This is a genomic window from Rhizobium sp. SU303 (assembly GCF_021052345.1).
Lineage (GTDB): Bacteria > Pseudomonadota > Alphaproteobacteria > Rhizobiales > Rhizobiaceae > Rhizobium > Rhizobium laguerreae.
In genome coordinates this window covers 2,873,004-2,889,270 of sequence record NZ_CP088095.1, presented here as the reverse complement: position 1 = coordinate 2,889,270, position 16,267 = coordinate 2,873,004, and the positions used below count along the sequence as shown (strand labels likewise).

The following is a 16,267-nucleotide window of genomic DNA, read 5'->3' as shown; positions in this document are numbered from 1 at the left end:
CGAGCGCTCAGACCGGCCGTGCGGAAGCGCTTCTTTTTCTCCCTCAAACATGAACGCACAGTTCATCTCCAGTTCAATTTGGCGGTCATAAGGTGTGGACGGCTGGATTGAAATGGAGTTCTCGATGAAGGCACTTTCTATCGCGGCTGCCTTGCTCGCTGGCAGCCTCTCGTTCGGCACAGCGCAGGCGATGCCGATGGGGACAATCAATGTTCAGAGCAATATCACAACGGTCGACTACGCCTGCGGTCGCGGCTGGCATTTGACGCGCTGGGGCGAATGCCGGCGAAACTGGCGCCGCCCGCCGCCGGTCGCTTTCTACGGTGGTCCGCCCCGCTGGGGCTGGGAGCGGCGTCACCGGGATTGGGATGGCCCGCGCTGGCGCCATGAGCGGCGTTGGGATCGCGACCGTCGTTGGCGGGATGACTAAGGGTCTTGCTTAGATGGAGATGGTCGAGGGCCGGAGCGATTTTCGCCCGGCCTTTTCTAATGAAACAGCTTCGCCGACGCTGACAGCCAGCGTTCTCCCGATTTGCCCGAGAGGGTCAGATCCTGCCGACGAGCCAGTGCTTGTCGTCGATCAGCTCCTCGAGTTCGACGGGATCCTTGACGCCGAATTCGAACCATTCGACGAGTTCCTTCGCCTTGCGGCTGCTCTCCTCTGCCGTCAGCTCGACCTGATATCTTTCGCACCATCGCCGAAGGATCGACGTCAGCAGCGTCATGTCATTCCCATCCAGCGGATCTTTCGGCCAGAATATCGTGCCCATCGTACCCCTCAATCACACGATGACGAACGGCCCTATAATGGAATCAAAGTCGCGCAAGTTTAAAGTGTTTATTTTTTGTTTTCCACCGCGCCGAATGGTTTTCGACAGGCGATGCGGACGTCCCTTTTTCGAACCCGGGGATGACCGCAAGCGGTCACTCCGGGGATGTCCTTGCGGCCGCCCCGGGGAGCGTGCGATGTTAAGCCATGGATTTGCCGTCTCCCCTTGCCTGGCTGGTTGACGAGGCCGGAGCCTCGCATGGTCCCGAACGGTTTCTGGCCGAGCTCGGGCGCCGGCTGCTGGCCGACGGACTGCCGCTTTCCGGCGGCACGCTGACGCTTTCGGTGCCGCATCCGATCATTGCGCGGCGCACCTGGTTGTGGCGGGCCGAGACCGGTGCTGTCATCGAGGCGCTGGCCTTTGCCGCGGCTCCGCAGAGCGAGGCCGGGCGCGACTGGCTGACCGGGCTCGGGCCGGTATGGGAGGAGCGAATAGGGCCTTCGCAGGATAGTCCCATGCTCGGCTGGGCGGGTATCGACAACCGGGCAGGGGCGGGCGCATTCGCTCCGGCCGACGCCGACCGGCTGCGCGAGGTTGCGCGTTTTGCCGCCGCACCACTCGCAGCGCTCGCGGCGCGGGAGGCGCAGGCAGCTCTGCTCGAAGCCTATCTCGGCCGGCGTAGTGCCGCCCGGGTGCAGGCCGGCGAGCTTGCCCGCGGCACCGGCGAGACCATCCGTGCCGCTCTTCTCTGCGCCGATCTGCGCGATTTCACCGCGCTTTCGGAGGTGACCGAGCCGCACGCAATGATCGCCACATTGGGCGCTTGGTTCGATCGTGTGGCAGGCGCCGTGCACGCCTTCGGCGGCGAGGTGCTGAAATTCATGGGCGACGGTGTGCTGGCGATCTTTCCGGTCACGGCTGCGTCGGTCGAGGCAGACGCTGGCCGAGGGGATCGCGAGGCCTGCGAGGCCGCCCTTCGCGCGGTTGCCGCGAGCCGTGCCGGCATGGCCCATCTCGACCAGGTGCGCCAAGCGCAGGGGCTGGCGCCGCTGCCCTTCGGCGCAGCATTGCATTTCGGCGAAATCCTGTGGGGAAATATTGGTGCTGCCGACCGGCTGGATTTCACCGCCATCGGCCCTGCGGTCAATCTGGTCAGCCGGCTGGAAGGGCTCTGCAAGCCGCTCCGCCGAAGCGTGCTGATCTCGGGCGCGGTGGCAGCGAATACGGCGACGGCGCTGACGCCGCTCGGAGAGCATATCTTGCGCGGCATTGCCGACCCTTGTGCGGTGTTCACGCTGCCGGCGGATTGAGCCGTCAACAGGACACTGCCCGATGGAGTCGGATATGCGACGGTTTCTCCCAGTTGCGATTTTGTCCACCCGGGAAATCGCACCGCAAAATCATGATTGTGAAACTCCGCTTTTTTAACTAAAGCCTGTCCGCACATCGCACGGGAGGTTTCATACATGGCTCGATACACACGCACATTCTTTTCTGCCCTGGGGCTGTCTGCAATGCTGATGGCGGGGGGCGCTCAGGCCGAGGACGGCAAGAAGGTATCTATCGTGGACGACCGCGGCGTCACCGTAGAAGTCCCGGCGCAGCCGAAGCGCATTGCCTCGATTTCCTATTTCGCCGATGACGTTGCCCTGGCGCTCGGCATCAAGCCGGTCGCCAGCACCTATATGACGGCAGGCCGCGAGCCTGCCTTCCTGCTTGGCCTGACCTCCGGGATGAAGCAGATCGGCCAGCGCGCCAAACCCAATCTGGAACTTCTTTCCGAAGCCAAGCCGGACCTGATCATCGCGATCCGCCGCTATACCGTCGGCAACGCGGCGCAGCTGCAGAACATCGCGCCCTATGTCGCTTACAATATGGAACTGCTCGAAGAGAGCTACAGCGAAACCGCCGCGCTTTCGATGCTGCTCGGCAAGCCCGAACGCGGCGAGCAGCTGAATGCCGATTTCCGCAAACATCTTGCAGAGTACGCAGCCAAGGCGCCGAAGGATGTTCATCCCCGCTTCCTGATCATGTGGGGCGGCGCAACACCTTTCGCCTTCCACACGGAAAATACCTCGGCTTCGATCGTCGCCGCAATCGGCGGTGACAATATTCCGGGGCCGAAGAGCCCAGGTGGTGAATTCGGCATCGATCTCAGCCTCGAAACCATGCTGGAGAAGGACCCCGAGGTCATCTTCATCTATGATTCCGGCCCGGATCGCCCGCATGAGAGCAATCCGATCTGGTCGCAGCTGTCGGCGGTCAAGAACAACCGGGTCTTCTATGTCGGCGACCAGTGGGTCGAGACCAATGGCCCGATCGCCCGCGAAATCGTCCTGCGCGAGGCCGCACATTATCTCTATCCCGATACGTTCCCGGCCATTGATGTCAAAGCGGAGGCCGCCAAGCTGATCCCCGCCGAACTGCAGAACTAAGCTCAGGAAAAAGACCTGCGATGAGCCCCCGGCAATCATTCCTGGCCATAGGGCTCATCGTCGTTGCATCCATGCTGGCGGTGATGCTCGGGTTGCTGGTCGGCGCAAAGCCGATTTCGATCGAGACGGCGTTCCGCATGCTCCTCGCACCCGATGGGAAGATCGAATCCATCCTGGTCTGGACGCTGCGTTTGCCGCGCAGCCTGACGGCCGTTGCCGGCGGGGCGGGGCTTGCCGTTTCCGGCTACGTGCTGCAGACGCTGACGCGCAATCCTCTGGCTGATCCCGGCATCACCGGCGTGACATCGGGGGCGGTCGCGCCTATCGTCTGCTGTTTCGTGTTCGTCCCCTGGCTCTCGCCCGCCTATTATCCCTTCATCGGCCTTGCCGGCGGGCTCGCGGCTGCCTCGGTGACATTCTGGGTGTCGCGCGGCGGGCAGGGGCGGCCATTGCAGCTTGCGCTCGGCGGCGTCAGCATCTCCCTCTTTCTCGGCGCGATCACCACCTATGTGCTCTTACTGACCGGCCCCCAATCGGCATCGCTGCTCTTTTGGCTGGCCGGCGGCTTCCAGGGGCGCACCTGGTCACATCTCGCATACATGCTGCCCTGGACAATCACCGGTGTCGTCGGGGCGCTCGCTTTCCGGCGCGTGATCGGCATGTTCATGCTGAGCGATCATGCGGCGGCCGGCATGGGGCTTCAGCTCGGCCTGTGGAAGCCGCTGATCCTCATTCTCGCCGTCATCCCGGTGGCAGGTGTCGCACCGGTCGCCGGGCCGGTCGCCTTCGTCGGCCTTGCCGCTCCCCATATTGCCCGGTTGCTCAAACCGCAGGGCACGGGATGGGAGATCGGGTTATCCGCCGCCCTCGGCGCGCTGATCGTCACGATCGCCGACGTTATCGCCCGCAGCGTCGCCATTCCGCGCGAGCTGCCGGTCGGCATCATCACCGCGCTGCTCGGCGGTCCCGTCTTCATTTACCTCATCCAGCGCGGGCAGCTCAACCTTGCAGGTGAGACGCGATGACCGCTTCGGTTTCGACAACGGTTGGCTTCTCGGCCGCGTGGATGGTTGCCGCGCTCGCCGCATTGGCGGTCTTGTCGCTTGCCGCCGCGATCTTCCTCGGCGTCGCCGATATTCCGATGGCGGATGTTGCAGCCGTGCTGACCGGCGGCGGATCCTCCGAAGCGCGTTCGATCATTCTCGATATCCGGCTTCCGCGCATCGTCACCGGCATTCTGGCTGGCATCCATTTTTCGCTGGCGGGATATCTGTTACAGACCATCACCCGCAATCCGCTTGCCGACCCGTCGCTGATGGGTGTGTCGCAAGGGGCGACGCTCTCCGTCACGATCTTCCTGCTGTTCACCGTCTATATCTTCCAGCCCGGCTCGAACACGCTTGCCGAGCTGCCGGTCGCCTGGCTGCCCGCTGCCGGGCTCGCCGGCGGCATGCTCTCCGGCGGCGTCATCTATCTGCTTGCCTTTCGGCTCGGCTTGAGTGCGCTGCGCATCACGCTCTGCGGCGTGGCGATCGGCGCGGTGCTGCATGCACTGGCGATCGGCCTCATCGCCGGATGGGGATCGGCCCGCATCGAGATCATTCTCGAATGGCTTTCGGGCAGCCTTTACGCTCGCAGCTGGGATCACGCGCTCTTTCTGCTGCCGTTCACGATCGCCGGATTGGCAACGTTGCCGGTCATTTACCGGCCGCTGATGCTGCTGCAGTTCGATGCGCCTGTTGCCCGGTCCTTCGGACTTGCCTATCGGCGGCAGTTCACGCTCGTGCTGATCGTGTCTTGCGCACTTGCGGCGAGCGCCGTCGGCGCGGTCGGTCCGGTCGTCTTCGTCGGACTCATCGTGCCGCATCTCGCCCGCTTTTTGGCGGGGAGGAATTTCATCCTGTCGCTTGCCCTGACGATCGTGCTCGGCGCCATCATCGTCACGCTCGGCGATCTCGCAGGCCGGCTGCTGGGACAGGCGGAGGAAATCCCGATCGGGGTGGTGACGGCTGTTTTCGGCGTGCCGCTTCTGCTCGCGCTGCTGCGCAAAACCATGTGAGGCCGAGAATGCCATTATCCTGCTCTGACCTGTCGGTGATGTACGGCCAGCGAAAGGCTCTCACCAGCTTCAGCCTTTCGCTTGAAAAGGGCGAGATACGGGCGCTGATCGGACCGAACGGCTCGGGCAAGAGCACGGCGCTGCATGCGCTGGCAGGCCTGATCAAGCCGGCGGAGGGCAAAGCGTCGCTGGACGGCGTTGCCGTCACTTCGATGTCGCGGCGGATGCTGGCGAGGAGGTTGGCATTCCTGCCGCAACAGCCGGCCGCACCGGACGAGATGACCGTCGCCGAGCTCGTCCGGCAGGGCCGCTATCCGCATGTCGGTCTGTTCCGCTCCTATGACGGCGGCGACGAGAAGGCGATCGAATGGGCGCTCGAAAGCACCGGACTTACAGGACTTGCCGATCGCAGCCTTCGGGAACTGTCCGGGGGCGAGCGGCAAAGGGCGTGGATATCAGCCGCCCTTGCGCAGGAAGCGGAGATCCTGTTGCTCGATGAGCCGACGTCCTTCCTCGATATCGGCTATCAGGTCGAAGTGCTTGACCTGGTGCATCGTCTGAGCCGGGAAAAGGGCGTCACCGTCGTCATGGCGATCCACGACATCAACCAGGCAATCGCCGTCAGTGACCGCATCTCGCTGCTCGAAAAGGGACAGCTCAGATTTGACGGCGCACCGCACGAGCTGGCCGAATGCGACCTGATCCAGCAAATCTTCCGCGTCAGGGGCCGCTTCGTCCAGGTCGCTCCGGACAGCCCGCCGCATTTCGACGTCGAGCTCATGAGGCTTCAACGATCCGAAACTGGGATTAGCGCTTCACCAGTCTGAAGACGATTTTAGTCTGGGTATAGTAGGTCAGCGCATCGGCGAAGTCCGGCGTCCAGCCGTCCGCGACGAAGGGAATGAAGCCGTCATATTCGAGCTTGCGGGCGGAGACGTCGAAGGCCGCCTTTTCGAAGGCGCGGCCATAATCAGTGATCGATCGATCCTGAACGACAGTATTCGTACGGTTGGCGACGAGCTCGCGCCATTTCGGCCAGAGCGGGTTGTCGGTATGGCATCCCGTCACCGCATAATAGACGCCGCCTGGCTTCAGCGCCCGCCAGATATCGGCGGCGTGGGAGTCGATATCGGGAACGAGGTAGATGACCTCGTGGCTGATGGCCAGATCGAATTCCTCAGCCCAGCCTTCCAGCTGGCCGCCGACCTGGTGCTGGATCGGCAGGTTGCCTTTCAGCGTCTCTGCCTTGGCGATCGAGGTTTCGGCGATGTCGATGCCGAGCGCCTTGCGGAATGGGCGCATCGCATAGAGATGTCGCAGCAGGCCGCCCTGATTGCAGCCGAAATCAAGCACGCTCTTGTCGGTCAGGTCTCGCTCGACGATGAGGTCGATCAGGTGGCGCCAGATTGGCGCATGCCCATCGGCCATCCTGTCTTCGGCATCGGGATCGATATACCACGTGCCGATGTTTTTCTGCGCTTCCTCAGCCATCCTCTTGCCCCTCGCATCATGCCGATCACGGTGACGGTCTTAAAATGCGTAGTCATGCTTGGCTAGATCAGAAGCCGGTTTTCGAGCGCCTTCCACAGCCGTCAAATTTTTTGCAAAGAAAATTTTGCAAAGATATGTTTGCGATTATATGCTTCGCGCATGAAACATCCGCACACCAAACCTGCCGCAGATGCCGCCGCTGCCCGCACCGTTAGCCGGGTCGTGCCCGAGCCGACCGCGCTGAAGGCGCTGGCGCATCCTGTCCGGCTGCGCATGCTCGGCATGCTCAGGGTCGATGGGCCTGCCACGGCGACGCAGCTTGCCGCGCGGCTCGGCCTGAACAGCGGCGCGACGAGCTATCATCTGCGCCAGCTTGCCCAGTACGGCTTCATCGAGGAGGCGCCGCATGCCTCGCGGCGCGACCGCTGGTGGCGCGCCAGCCATGAGCTGACCTCGGTGCCGCCAAGTGAGGCCGAAGGGGAGGCGCTCGATCTCGACATCGCCTTCAACCAGGCCGCACTCTCGCTGCAGGTCGGCCAGATGCAGCAGGCGCTGGAGGAATATGCCGAGCTGCCGGCTGAGTGGCGCAAGGCGACGGCTGCCGACGACATCATCATCCCGATGACGGCGGCACAGGCCGAGGCCCTGACGAACCGGCTGCGCGACATCATCCTGGAGGCGATGCGGGCGGCCCCACCGCTCGGGGAGGCGGCGTCGCAGGAATCCGGCATGGTTCCCTTCTATGTCATGTTGCACGCCTTTCCCTATCCGGGCCGCGTTCCGCATCGCGAAGGGGAGGATAAGCCGTGAGACGGGGCGGGCCGTTCCTGGCGCTCGCGGCTGCAGAGACATTCTCGCTCTCCGGCACGCGGCTTTCGACCATCGCAATTCCCTGGCTGGTGCTAAGCACGACGGGCAGCCCGGTGCTGACAGGCCTGACGGCAATGATGGAGATGCTGCCCTATGTCATCGCCAAGGCGCTCGGCGGACCGCTGATCGACCGCGCCGGCGCCAAGAGCATCGCCATCTTCTGCGACACCGCTTCGGTGCTCGTGGTCGCTCTGGTGCCGCTTCTCGATCTCTTCGGCGTGCTCGGCATGCCGGTGCTGCTGCCGCTCGTCTTTGCCATGGGCGTGCTGCGCGGCCCCTCCGATGCGGCCAAGCAGGCGATGGTTCCCGATATCGCCGCACTCGCCAATGTACCGCTCGAACGAGTGACCGGCGTTGCGAGCGCCATCGAGCGGCTGGCCTCGACGGCGGGTGCGGCCGGCGCCGGCGCATTGATCGGGCTGATCGGCCCCGGCCAGGCGCTTATCGTCAATGCCGCCACCTTCGCCGCCGCCGCGCTGATCGTTGCCGCGGGCATACCCGGGACGCGACGCACGCCCGCGCCCGAAACTCGACCGGTCGAGCGGGCTTCCTATATCGAGGATCTGCGCGAAGGCTGGCGCTTTCTGAGCGGCGATGCCGTGCTCGTCAGCATCGTCGCCATGGTGGCGGTTACCAATCTCTTCGACCAGGCCTATCATGCCGTGCTGCTGCCGGTCTGGACACGGGATGCCGGTCATGGCCCGGAGTTGCTCGGTGCGATGTTCGCCGCCTTCGCCGGCGCCTCGATCGCAGGCGCGGCGATTGCCGCGGCGATCGGCGAGCGCATGCCGCGACTGATGGTCTATACGGTGGCCTTCCTCCTGACCGGTTTTCCGCGCTTTCTCGTTCCGGCGCTGGACGCGCCCATCGGCCTCGTCTTTGCGACGCTCGCCATAGCAGGATTCGCGTCGGGCTTCCTCAACCCGATCCTGTCGGCGGTCATCTTCGAGCGCATCCCCAAGCCGCTGACTGGTCGCGTCACCGCATTGAACACCGCCCTCTGCTTCGCCCTCATCCCTTTCGGCGGCCTCGCCGGCGGCGCGCTGATCAGCACGCTCGGCCTTGCCGCGGCGCTGTTCCTGATGGGGATTGCCTATCTCGCGGCAACGCTTGCGCCGCTGGCGCTGAAGAGCTTTCGCGGGTTTGACAGGGCCTCGCCTGAAGTTGGCTGAAACGGGCCGGCTGATCGACCGGCCGGCTTGGCCGTAGAGCCGGCTACGACACGCGCCGGCCGGTCGACCATCCGACTCCGTCTTGAGCCAACAGAATGCTTCAATCTAATCCGGAAAGGCTCTAGCCGCGCCCAAGCTCCTCGACGATCAGATCGATGAAGCGGCGGACACGCGGTTCCAGCAGGCGCTTGTCGGGATAGAGCGTCACGATCTTTGCGTCGTCGGTTTCGAAGTCGGCCAGGATCTGCCGGAGGCGGCCGGCGGCGAGATCGTCGGTGACGAGAAAATCGGGAAGCAGTGCGATGCCCAGCCCCGCCAAGGCGGCGTCGCGGATCGCCTCTCCGCTGTCGAGCCTCAGTCGGCTGCGGCCCTGCGCCTTGATCCAGGAGCCGCCTTCCCCGCGAAAGCGCCAGCCCTGCCTTTGATTGCGGCCGGCGGAGATCAGGCAGTCGTGGACCGCGAGATCGTCGACATCGCGCGGCTCGCCGCGCTCGGCAAGGTAGGATGGGGAGGCGCAGAGTCGCGCCTTATAGGTGGCGATCACCCGTGAGACCAGGCGGGTGTCCGTCGCCGTCGCGCCGATCCGGATCGCCAGATCGAAGCCTTCCTCGACAATGTCGGCCAGGCGATCGGTGAAGCTCACTTCGACCTGGATGTCGGGCCAGGCCCGAAGATATTTTTCAAGCAAAGGCAGTACGACGAGCCGCCCGAAAGCATCGTCAACGGTAAGCCGGAGAACGCCTCGCGGCGTGCTGTCCTGCCCCGCAACGCTTGCTTCCGCCTCGTCGACCGATACAAGGATCCGCAGCCCGCGCTCGTAAAACATCCGGCCTTCTTCGGTCAGGCTCAACGTCCTCGTCGTGCGGTTGAGCAGGCGCACGCCGAGCCGGTCTTCCAGACGGATGACAGCCTTGCCTGCCGCCGAACGCGACAGGCCCACGGCCTGGCCGCCGGCGATAAAGCTTCCGGCATCGACGACGGCCATGAAGATCAGAATATCGTTCAGGTTCGTACGCGGCATCAGGCAACTCGCGCGGTTCGGCTACAGCCATAAGTCGGTCAGTCATGGGATCGATTCAAGGTTCCGACCATCAACGTCCAACGCGGCAGTAAGGTCCGACCGCTTCGCTTCTGTGTCGACGTCCCTTCGTCAAACAAGCTCCTATAGCAGCCATCGCACCGGATCGCCGGTCAACAAGGGTGGCCGGGGGCACGACAAACAGGAAGGAAACGAACATGGCCGCCAATGCCGGCTGACGCGGCCGGCGTCGACGTCAGACAATCGGGGTTCTGCCGAAAGGGCCCTGGAAAGCCGGACTACAGCATATCGCCGAGACTCCAATGGTTGTTCCATCGGACGTCGATCTCGTCGTCGACATTCTGATATCTTATATCGGTGGAGAGGCGCAGCCGCCGGCTGCGGTCCTGGTTGATGGTCGAGGCGTGGATCATGTAGGGCGAGTGGAGCACCACGTCGCCGGCCTCATAATCGGCGGCGAGCCAGCGGGTGTCGAAGCGCTCCGCCATATCGGGCAGATCCTTCGAGATCCAGCCGCCTTCCGCCATATGGCGGTTATAGGCGCTGACCCGCTCTTCGGCAGAAAGATCGCCGCTTGCGGCCTGGAACTCGGCCTCCATCCTGACGCCCAGCGCGTGCGAGCCTTCGAGATAGACCAGGCCGCCCATCTCGGTGGGGATGTCGCCGATCGGAATCCAGGCCGTCACCAGGCGGCTGGTGCCGCCGCGGAGATAGACGAGATCGTAGTGGGCGGGTGTGGCCGTCGGCGTTCCCGGCTGGACGAAACGCATGATCTTGCGCTTGTGGAGATAGGAAATACCCTGCAGGAAATCGTCCATGAAGCGGGCGAGTGGCGGTTGCGCGCAGAAGCCTTCATAGGCGGCGGAGCGGACGAGCGACATCAGGCGCCTGTCCGCCAGGCTTTTGTCGAAGCCACCGGCAGACGCCAGGCCCAGCGAAAAATCGCTTTCGGGCTCGACCAGCCCGGTTTCGGCGAGGCGTTCGAAAACCCAGCGGCGAAAATCGATCACATCGGCCCGCGGCAGAAGGCCTTTCAGCCAGACATAACCATCGTCCTGGTAGCGGCGGCGGATGGCGTCGATGCCGATGCCAGGATCGGTCGGCGCGAGCCAACCGATCCGCTCCGCGGGCAAGGTTCTGCCATTTGCGGCAAGAGGCAAATCCATCTTGCGGGCTTGTCTGACCTCCGCAGCAATTGACATTTCACTCCTCCGTCGCTTGAGTTGGCTTGTCATCAATTACCTGATCCGCCATACAAACGGACATAGAGGAAAATCATAGCTGGACTTTTCGCTCACCATGAGAGATGCCGAGGCCATCTATAGAACGCCGCTCGGCGCGGCCGGCGGACTGGCAGTCACCGGCAGCGGCAGGCAGCATGCCCGCCGTGCGGTGACGGACCGGAAACTACCGAGTTTCGCCGTCGTGCTGGTGGAGCGGGGGCAAGGCTGGCTGGAAACTGCCGCCACCGGCCGCATGAGCCTGACCGGACCTGCACTGTTCTGGCTGTTTCCCAACCGCGTGCATTCCTATGCCCCCGACGGAGACGGCTGGGACGAGCGCTGGGCGCTTTTCGAAGGGTCGTTCACGCGCGACTTCGTGAGGCTGAGGATCATCGGGGAGCGACATCCCGTCGTGGCCCTGCATCATCTCGACGAGATGGTGCGGCTCTTCGGCAAGCTTCATGCCGATCTGCTTGACGATACCAACCTCGGGCAGGCGTCGGCGGCATTGATGCTGCATCGCATCGTCGTATCCGCCGCCAGACAGGCAAGCGGCGCGGCCGATCGACGCCAGGAAAGGCGAGATATGGCCGACATCGTGGAAACGCTACGGCGGCGAGCGACGCAACCGTTGGACCTCGCAGCCTTTGCCGCCGAGCACGGCATGTCTCCGGCCACGCTGCGCAGGCGGTTCACGCTCGAGACCGGACTGCCTCCCAAGGCATTTCAGCTTCGGGCGCGCATGGACCACGCCAAACAACTATTGGCAACCACCGACGAAAAGATCGAAACGGTGGCCGCCATGATCGGCCTGGATGACCCGTTTTATTTTTCGCGGGTCTTTCATGATCGCGAGGGCTGCAGCCCTCGCGAATTCCGTGCGAGATATCCGCGGGTTTGAGAGCCCGGCAGCGGCAGCCGTATCCCGTTTTCACGAAGTCATGTATGATGACGGGCGTTGGAGACGACCTTTCATGGCGTTGGCAAAATTTTCGCCGAACCACCAATTACGGCGTGTTATCGGCTGGAAGGTTTCGTTGTCCGATTGGGGAACGTCCGGCTTCGCTCGTTCGCGAACGTTCCGGATCGGAGGGGGAAATGACGTCCAGCGCATTGAACGCCGACCTTGCGTCGTCGAGACCATCCATCATCCATGCGGCGGTTCAATTGGGCCTCGTCGCGCTTCTGGTCTATGTCTGCGCCAGGATCATGTTGCCCTTCCTGGGCACTCTGCTTTGGTCTGTGATCCTGGCGGTCATGCTTAATCCCTTGCATCTGCGCCTGTCCGATCGGATCGGCAATCGGTGGTCGGCATTTCTCATCGGGATGGTCGGCGTTACCGTGGTGCTGGTGCCCATGTTCCTCGTCGTCACATCGCTTGGGTCTTCCACTTACTGGCTTGTTTCCGGCTTGCAGAATCACAGCCTGACGATCCCGCCGCCGCCAACGTGGCTTGCCGACCTGCCGGTGATCGGAGCGAAGCTCTCGGAGGGCTGGTCGCTCACTGTCGCCAATCTGCCGTTGGCGCTCAGTCAATACGGCCAGATGCTGAGCAAGCCTGCTGCGTGGCTTGCATCTTTCGCCGGCGGCCTGGCCACTGGTGGCTTGTCCTTCGTTCTTTCCATCGCGATCGCCGCCGTGCTTGTCGCTTATGCCAAGGGTGCTGCGGCATTTGCCCTCCGTCTGCTGGAGCTCATTACCAACAGCAAGGCGCGGGGTGCCCGGCTCGTCCATCTGACCGCCGCTACCATCCGGGGCGTGGCGGTTGGCGTGGTCGGCGTGGCGGTGATCCAGTCGATGCTCGTCGGCATTGGCTTCTTCGCTGTCGGCCTTCCGGCTGCCGGTGCTCTGACGCTCGTCACGTTTCTCTTGGCGGTCGTGCAGATACCGCCGCTGCTGTTGACGCTGCCCGTCATGGCCTATGTTTTTGCCACGGAAGCAACGACACCGGCAATCATCTTCGCCATATGGTCTTTGGTCGCCGGGCTGAGCGACAATTTGCTCAAACCCTTGATGCTCGGCCGTGGATCGGACGTGCCCATGCCGGTGATCTTGGTGGGTGTCATCGGAGGGATGATAGCCGACGGCCTTCTCGGTATATTTGTCGGCCCCGTGCTGCTGGCCGTTGGCTTCGTGTTGCTGATGGAATGGTTGCATCAGCGCCCGATCGAGGACACCCCCGAGATCGAAGGTCCGGCCCCATGATTACAGTCATTGGTCTCGGCCTGCTTGCGATGTCGATGTGCCTCGCACTGCAGGCGCTGGCTTCAGTGTTGGCCGCGCGTTATTTTGCTCACGCGCGAACACAACCCCTGGGCCGAAAGCCTCGGCGGACGATCTTCCTGCAATTCTCGGTCCTGATGATCGTGCTCATGCTGGGCAATATTTTCCAGGTCGCTTTCTGGGCGCTGTTATATCGCGCGCTCGGCGCCTTCGAGGATTTCGAAACGGCTATGTATTTTTCCGGCGTCACCTTCACGTCACTTGGTTATGGCGACGTCGTGCTTGATGGCCGTATCCGGCTGCTTGCGCCGCTGCAGGCAGCCAATGGGCTGATGATGTTCGGGATTACGACAGCGCTCTTCTTCTCGGCCATCCAGCAGGCCATGGGGAAATTGGCCGCGGCAAATCAAACCGCACATGAGCCGTAGTGGAGCCGGCGAAGACAGCTCACCGGGAACGAACATCAACGCCAACCCATCGCAGGCGCGACATGGGTCAGGATCGCTTCGATGACGTGGGCGTTGTAATCGACGCCGAGCTGGTTGGGGACGGTGAGCAACAGGGTATCCGCCTCGGCGATTGCCTCATCCTCGGCGAGCTGCTTGATCAGGGCATCCGGCTCGGCGGCATAGCTGCGGCCAAAGATTGCCCGGGTCTTCTCGTCGATGAAGCCGATCTTGTCCTCACCGTCGTTGCCGTAGCCGAAATAGGCGCGGTCGCGGTCGTCGACCAGCGCGAAGATGCTGCGGCTGACCGAGATGCGCGGCTGGCGCGTGTGGCCGGCTTCTTTCCACGCCTCGCGGTATGCGCGGATCTGATCGGCCTGCTGGACGTGGAAGGGCTCTCCCGTCTCATCATCCTTCAGCGTCGAGCTCTGCAGGTTCATGCCGAGCTTGGCTGCCCAGACGGCGGTGGCATTCGAGCTCGCGCCCCACCATATCCGCTCGGGCAGGCCCTCGGAATGCGGCTCGAGGCGCAGGAGACCGGGCGGATTGGGAAACATCGGCCGCGGGTTCGGCTTGGCAAACCCTTCGCCGCGCAGCACCTCGAGGAAGACTTCGGCGTGGTGGCGGGCCATGTCGGCCTCGCTCTGGCCTTCGGGCGGGGCATAGCCGAAATGGCGCCAGCCATCGATCACCTGTTCGGGCGAGCCGCGGCTGATGCCGAGCTGCAGCCGGCCGCCGGCGATGAGGTCGGCCGCACCGGCATCCTCGGCCATATAAAGTGGGTTCTCGTAGCGCATGTCGATGACTGCGGTGCCGATCTCAATCCGGTTGGTTCTAGCACCGACGGCTGATAGCAGCGGGAAGGGTGAGGCCAGCTGTCGGGCGAAATGATGCACGCGAAAATAGGCCCCGTCAGCGCCGAGCTCCTCGGCCGCCACCGCAAGCTCGATCGACTGCAGCAGCGCATCGCCGGCTGAGCGCGTCTGCGATTGGGGTGAGGGCGTCCAGTGCCCGAACGAGAGGAAACCGATCTTCTTCATGCCGATGCCGCACCTTGATCTGTTGTATCTGGGGTCGATCGGTCATGGCACAGTTTCGGTCTGGAAGACAATCGGAACCGGATGGCTGCGGCGTATCACTTATCCGGCATTTGGCGTGCTATCCGCCGCTATAACCGACAGCATTCGCGCGACACCTTCGCACCTTCGAAACTCGGCGATCGTATCGCGACCTTCGACGCGGAACTCTCCGAGTTGCTACGCGCTTATTCGAATGATGATCGGTTGAGCTTTGTCGTACGCACCAGGATTGTCTGGGGCGAAATCAAGCTGATCTGAGAAGAGACGATGTTTGGTGGAGACAAAGGCGCGGCAGGAGCCGCGCAGACCACCTCTCCGCCATTCCTGTGACAAGCACAGGAATAAGGGTGGGTGGTGTTCGCGCTAGATTGTTTGCCGACGGCGGTATGGCGCGCGAACGCGTCATGGACCGACCGACGATAGTCCCATCTCAAGATCACGCGCCGCCAACATTCTCCATCTGCTGCCGCACGCCGTTGAAGACCTGCGCCGGCACGCGCAGCCCGGCATCGTCCTGGTAGAGGGCCTGCAGCTCGCCGAAGCGTTGGTCTACGTCGACCGTCAGCGCGGCGAGACGATCGAAGCGCGCCAAGTCATCAGGAGATATTTCTTCCTTGGGCTGCGGCATCGCTCCCCAATTGTCCCAGGGAAGCATCTCCATGTTATTGAGGGCGGCGAAGTCGCGCACGAGGTTCATGGCAATGAACCAGAAACCAGACTCGTCGAAGATGCCGAATTTGCCGGGGTCGGCGGCGTCGGCGCGGCAGCGCTGCCAGGTTTCGCCGGCGCTGAGGAATTTGCCCGGTTGCTGGTCGAGGGGATCGAAATCGAGTTTCAGGGCAGCGCGCTGGAGGTCGTCGATCTGGAAATCCGCTGAGACCCAGCGCTCTCCGTCCCAATATTCGGCGATCCAGTGATCGATGCCCTTACCTGCCTCAAAATACATGCCGAAGCCGCAGCGGGCGCGTGCCGGGACGCCCTGAGCCTTGAGTGCCGCGCAGGCGAGAACGGTGAAATGGCGGCACACGCCGATGCTGCGCTTCTCCGGTGGGCGCGGGATGTCGAGTGGGGCGGGATCGATCGCCATGATCGTATCGAGTATCTCTCGTGCCGGCCGCGTGTGTGACTGCGCCCTTCGCGCCGGGGTGAGCGGCTGATTGTAGCGCGGAGCCCAGGCTTCATGCAGCAGCGTGCCGTGCACGGCGGCGGCAACGGCGCCGACGCCCTTGAGCGCGGCAAGGGCGGGGGCATGCGGCCCGGCCGATGTCATCTGGCCGGGGCGCGTGTAGAAATCGACAGGGCTCTCATATCCGCTCATGCCGGGCATTATGATAAAACCGGCGTGGCAGGGCAAGGTCCCGCGGGCCATGCGTGAGGCCCGCGAGCGGATCACGGCAGGTCCTTATCGCGCAGCATCAAGCGAAAGGAGAGGGATAGCCATAAGCGGCTGAGCAGGAGTC

Annotated in this window: 18 protein-coding genes; 12 read left to right on the top strand and 6 right to left on the bottom strand. The window is 63.4% G+C overall.

What is annotated here, in order from left to right; translation table 11 throughout:
- Positions 1–124: 124 nt before the first annotated feature.
- The gene (locus RlegSU303_RS14515) at positions 125–430 is read left to right on the top strand and encodes a GCG_CRPN prefix-to-repeats domain-containing protein (RefSeq protein ID WP_064651638.1); all 306 of its coding nucleotides are present in this window, start codon (positions 125–127) and stop codon (positions 428–430) included.
- A gap of 115 nt (positions 431–545) precedes the next feature.
- Here the strand turns inward: RlegSU303_RS14515 and RlegSU303_RS14510 are convergent, their stop codons facing one another.
- Positions 546–770, bottom strand: coding sequence for a hypothetical protein (locus tag RlegSU303_RS14510; RefSeq protein ID WP_064651636.1), 225 nt, complete (start codon positions 768–770; stop codon positions 546–548).
- Positions 771–976: 206 nt separating this feature from the next.
- Between RlegSU303_RS14510 and RlegSU303_RS14505 the strand changes: the two genes are divergently transcribed.
- The 5 genes from RlegSU303_RS14505 to RlegSU303_RS14485 all read left to right on the top strand — a co-directional run bounded on the left by RlegSU303_RS14505 (position 977) and on the right by RlegSU303_RS14485 (position 6,091).
- On the top strand, positions 977–2,080 hold the full coding sequence (locus RlegSU303_RS14505) for an adenylate/guanylate cyclase domain-containing protein (RefSeq protein WP_131719103.1): 1,104 nt from the start codon (positions 977–979) through the stop codon (positions 2,078–2,080).
- 156 nt (positions 2,081–2,236) lie between these two features.
- The gene (locus tag RlegSU303_RS14500; RefSeq protein ID WP_017961128.1) at positions 2,237–3,205 is read left to right on the top strand and encodes an ABC transporter substrate-binding protein; all 969 of its coding nucleotides are present in this window, start codon (positions 2,237–2,239) and stop codon (positions 3,203–3,205) included.
- A 20-nt stretch (positions 3,206–3,225) separates the two neighbouring features.
- The gene (locus tag RlegSU303_RS14495; RefSeq protein WP_017961127.1) at positions 3,226–4,230 is read left to right on the top strand and encodes a FecCD family ABC transporter permease; all 1,005 of its coding nucleotides are present in this window, start codon (positions 3,226–3,228) and stop codon (positions 4,228–4,230) included.
- Positions 4,227–5,264, top strand: a complete 1,038-nt coding sequence (locus RlegSU303_RS14490) for a FecCD family ABC transporter permease (protein ID WP_131719102.1) — start codon at positions 4,227–4,229, stop codon at positions 5,262–5,264. Before RlegSU303_RS14495 ends, RlegSU303_RS14490 begins: the two co-directional genes overlap by 4 nt.
- A gap of 8 nt (positions 5,265–5,272) precedes the next feature.
- A complete protein-coding gene (locus tag RlegSU303_RS14485; protein WP_131719101.1) occupies positions 5,273–6,091 on the top strand; it encodes an ABC transporter ATP-binding protein in 819 nt (272 codons plus the stop codon).
- On the opposite strand, the gene RlegSU303_RS14480 is transcribed toward RlegSU303_RS14485, so the two are convergent.
- Entirely contained in the window at positions 6,072–6,755 is a 684-nt protein-coding gene (locus RlegSU303_RS14480; protein ID WP_017961124.1) for a class I SAM-dependent methyltransferase, read from the bottom strand. The two genes, RlegSU303_RS14485 and RlegSU303_RS14480, sit on opposite strands and share 20 nt — an antisense overlap.
- 159 nt (positions 6,756–6,914) lie before the next feature.
- Between RlegSU303_RS14480 and RlegSU303_RS14475 the strand changes: the two genes are divergently transcribed.
- Both RlegSU303_RS14475 and RlegSU303_RS14470 read left to right on the top strand, forming a co-directional pair.
- Positions 6,915–7,565, top strand: coding sequence for a winged helix-turn-helix domain-containing protein (locus tag RlegSU303_RS14475; protein WP_017961123.1), 651 nt, complete (start codon positions 6,915–6,917; stop codon positions 7,563–7,565).
- Positions 7,562–8,797 (top strand): MFS transporter, encoded by a 1,236-nt coding sequence (locus tag RlegSU303_RS14470; RefSeq protein WP_017961122.1) that lies wholly within the window; start codon positions 7,562–7,564, stop codon positions 8,795–8,797. The genes RlegSU303_RS14475 and RlegSU303_RS14470 overlap by 4 nt, the downstream gene beginning before the upstream one ends.
- A gap of 121 nt (positions 8,798–8,918) precedes the next feature.
- On the opposite strand, the gene RlegSU303_RS14465 is transcribed toward RlegSU303_RS14470, so the two are convergent.
- Together RlegSU303_RS14465 and RlegSU303_RS14460 are read right to left on the bottom strand one after the other, a co-directional pair.
- Positions 8,919–9,818 (bottom strand): LysR family transcriptional regulator, encoded by a 900-nt coding sequence (locus RlegSU303_RS14465; RefSeq protein ID WP_017961121.1) that lies wholly within the window; start codon positions 9,816–9,818, stop codon positions 8,919–8,921.
- A gap of 296 nt (positions 9,819–10,114) precedes the next feature.
- The gene (locus RlegSU303_RS14460) at positions 10,115–11,038 is read right to left on the bottom strand and encodes a phytanoyl-CoA dioxygenase family protein (RefSeq protein WP_017961120.1); all 924 of its coding nucleotides are present in this window, start codon (positions 11,036–11,038) and stop codon (positions 10,115–10,117) included.
- 97 nt (positions 11,039–11,135) lie between these two features.
- On the opposite strand from RlegSU303_RS14460, the gene RlegSU303_RS14455 reads away from it, so the two are divergent.
- The 3 genes from RlegSU303_RS14455 (at position 11,136) to RlegSU303_RS14445 (ending at position 13,710) form a co-directional block, all read left to right on the top strand.
- Positions 11,136–11,960: a helix-turn-helix transcriptional regulator gene (locus tag RlegSU303_RS14455; RefSeq protein ID WP_131710143.1), complete on the top strand. Its 825-nt coding sequence runs from the start codon at positions 11,136–11,138 to the stop codon at positions 11,958–11,960.
- A 197-nt stretch (positions 11,961–12,157) separates the two neighbouring features.
- On the top strand, positions 12,158–13,264 hold the full coding sequence (locus RlegSU303_RS14450; protein WP_168279582.1) for an AI-2E family transporter: 1,107 nt from the start codon (positions 12,158–12,160) through the stop codon (positions 13,262–13,264).
- Positions 13,261–13,710, top strand: a complete 450-nt coding sequence (locus RlegSU303_RS14445) for a potassium channel family protein (RefSeq protein WP_017961117.1) — start codon at positions 13,261–13,263, stop codon at positions 13,708–13,710. Before RlegSU303_RS14450 ends, RlegSU303_RS14445 begins: the two co-directional genes overlap by 4 nt.
- 35 nt (positions 13,711–13,745) lie before the next feature.
- On the opposite strand, the gene RlegSU303_RS14440 is transcribed toward RlegSU303_RS14445, so the two are convergent.
- Entirely contained in the window at positions 13,746–14,768 is a 1,023-nt protein-coding gene (locus RlegSU303_RS14440) for an LLM class flavin-dependent oxidoreductase (RefSeq protein ID WP_231283201.1), read from the bottom strand.
- Between the two features lie 81 nt (positions 14,769–14,849).
- Here RlegSU303_RS14440 and RlegSU303_RS14435 point away from each other — a divergent pair, with 81 nt between their 5' ends.
- Entirely contained in the window at positions 14,850–15,065 is a 216-nt protein-coding gene (locus tag RlegSU303_RS14435; protein ID WP_231283200.1) for a hypothetical protein, read from the top strand.
- A 178-nt stretch (positions 15,066–15,243) separates the two neighbouring features.
- On the opposite strand, the gene RlegSU303_RS14430 is transcribed toward RlegSU303_RS14435, so the two are convergent.
- Complete coding sequence (locus tag RlegSU303_RS14430) at positions 15,244–16,125, bottom strand: transglutaminase-like domain-containing protein (protein WP_131719099.1); 882 nt, start codon at positions 16,123–16,125, stop codon at positions 15,244–15,246.
- Positions 16,126–16,267: the final 142 nt, after the last annotated feature.

Bases quoted from the DNA above. Each gene is read 5' to 3' on its own strand.
- RlegSU303_RS14515 (WP_064651638.1), top strand. From the start codon at position 125: ATGAAGGCACTTTCTATCGCGGCTGCCTTGCTCGCTGGCAGCCTCTCG.
- RlegSU303_RS14510 (WP_064651636.1), bottom strand. From the start codon at position 770: ATGGGCACGATATTCTGGCCGAAAGATCCGCTGGATGGGAATGACATG.
- RlegSU303_RS14505 (WP_131719103.1), top strand. From the start codon at position 977: ATGGATTTGCCGTCTCCCCTTGCCTGGCTGGTTGACGAGGCCGGAGCC.
- RlegSU303_RS14500 (WP_017961128.1), top strand. From the start codon at position 2,237: ATGGCTCGATACACACGCACATTCTTTTCTGCCCTGGGGCTGTCTGCA.
- RlegSU303_RS14495 (WP_017961127.1), top strand. From the start codon at position 3,226: ATGAGCCCCCGGCAATCATTCCTGGCCATAGGGCTCATCGTCGTTGCA.
- RlegSU303_RS14490 (WP_131719102.1), top strand. From the start codon at position 4,227: ATGACCGCTTCGGTTTCGACAACGGTTGGCTTCTCGGCCGCGTGGATG.
- RlegSU303_RS14485 (WP_131719101.1), top strand. From the start codon at position 5,273: ATGCCATTATCCTGCTCTGACCTGTCGGTGATGTACGGCCAGCGAAAG.
- RlegSU303_RS14480 (WP_017961124.1), bottom strand. From the start codon at position 6,755: ATGGCTGAGGAAGCGCAGAAAAACATCGGCACGTGGTATATCGATCCC.
- RlegSU303_RS14475 (WP_017961123.1), top strand. From the start codon at position 6,915: ATGAAACATCCGCACACCAAACCTGCCGCAGATGCCGCCGCTGCCCGC.
- RlegSU303_RS14465 (WP_017961121.1), bottom strand. From the start codon at position 9,818: ATGCCGCGTACGAACCTGAACGATATTCTGATCTTCATGGCCGTCGTC.
- RlegSU303_RS14460 (WP_017961120.1), bottom strand. From the start codon at position 11,038: ATGTCAATTGCTGCGGAGGTCAGACAAGCCCGCAAGATGGATTTGCCT.
- RlegSU303_RS14455 (WP_131710143.1), top strand. From the start codon at position 11,136: ATGAGAGATGCCGAGGCCATCTATAGAACGCCGCTCGGCGCGGCCGGC.
- RlegSU303_RS14450 (WP_168279582.1), top strand. From the start codon at position 12,158: ATGACGTCCAGCGCATTGAACGCCGACCTTGCGTCGTCGAGACCATCC.
- RlegSU303_RS14445 (WP_017961117.1), top strand. From the start codon at position 13,261: ATGATTACAGTCATTGGTCTCGGCCTGCTTGCGATGTCGATGTGCCTC.
- RlegSU303_RS14440 (WP_231283201.1), bottom strand. From the start codon at position 14,768: ATGAAGAAGATCGGTTTCCTCTCGTTCGGGCACTGGACGCCCTCACCC.
- RlegSU303_RS14435 (WP_231283200.1), top strand. From the start codon at position 14,850: ATGGCTGCGGCGTATCACTTATCCGGCATTTGGCGTGCTATCCGCCGC.
- RlegSU303_RS14430 (WP_131719099.1), bottom strand. From the start codon at position 16,125: ATGAGCGGATATGAGAGCCCTGTCGATTTCTACACGCGCCCCGGCCAG.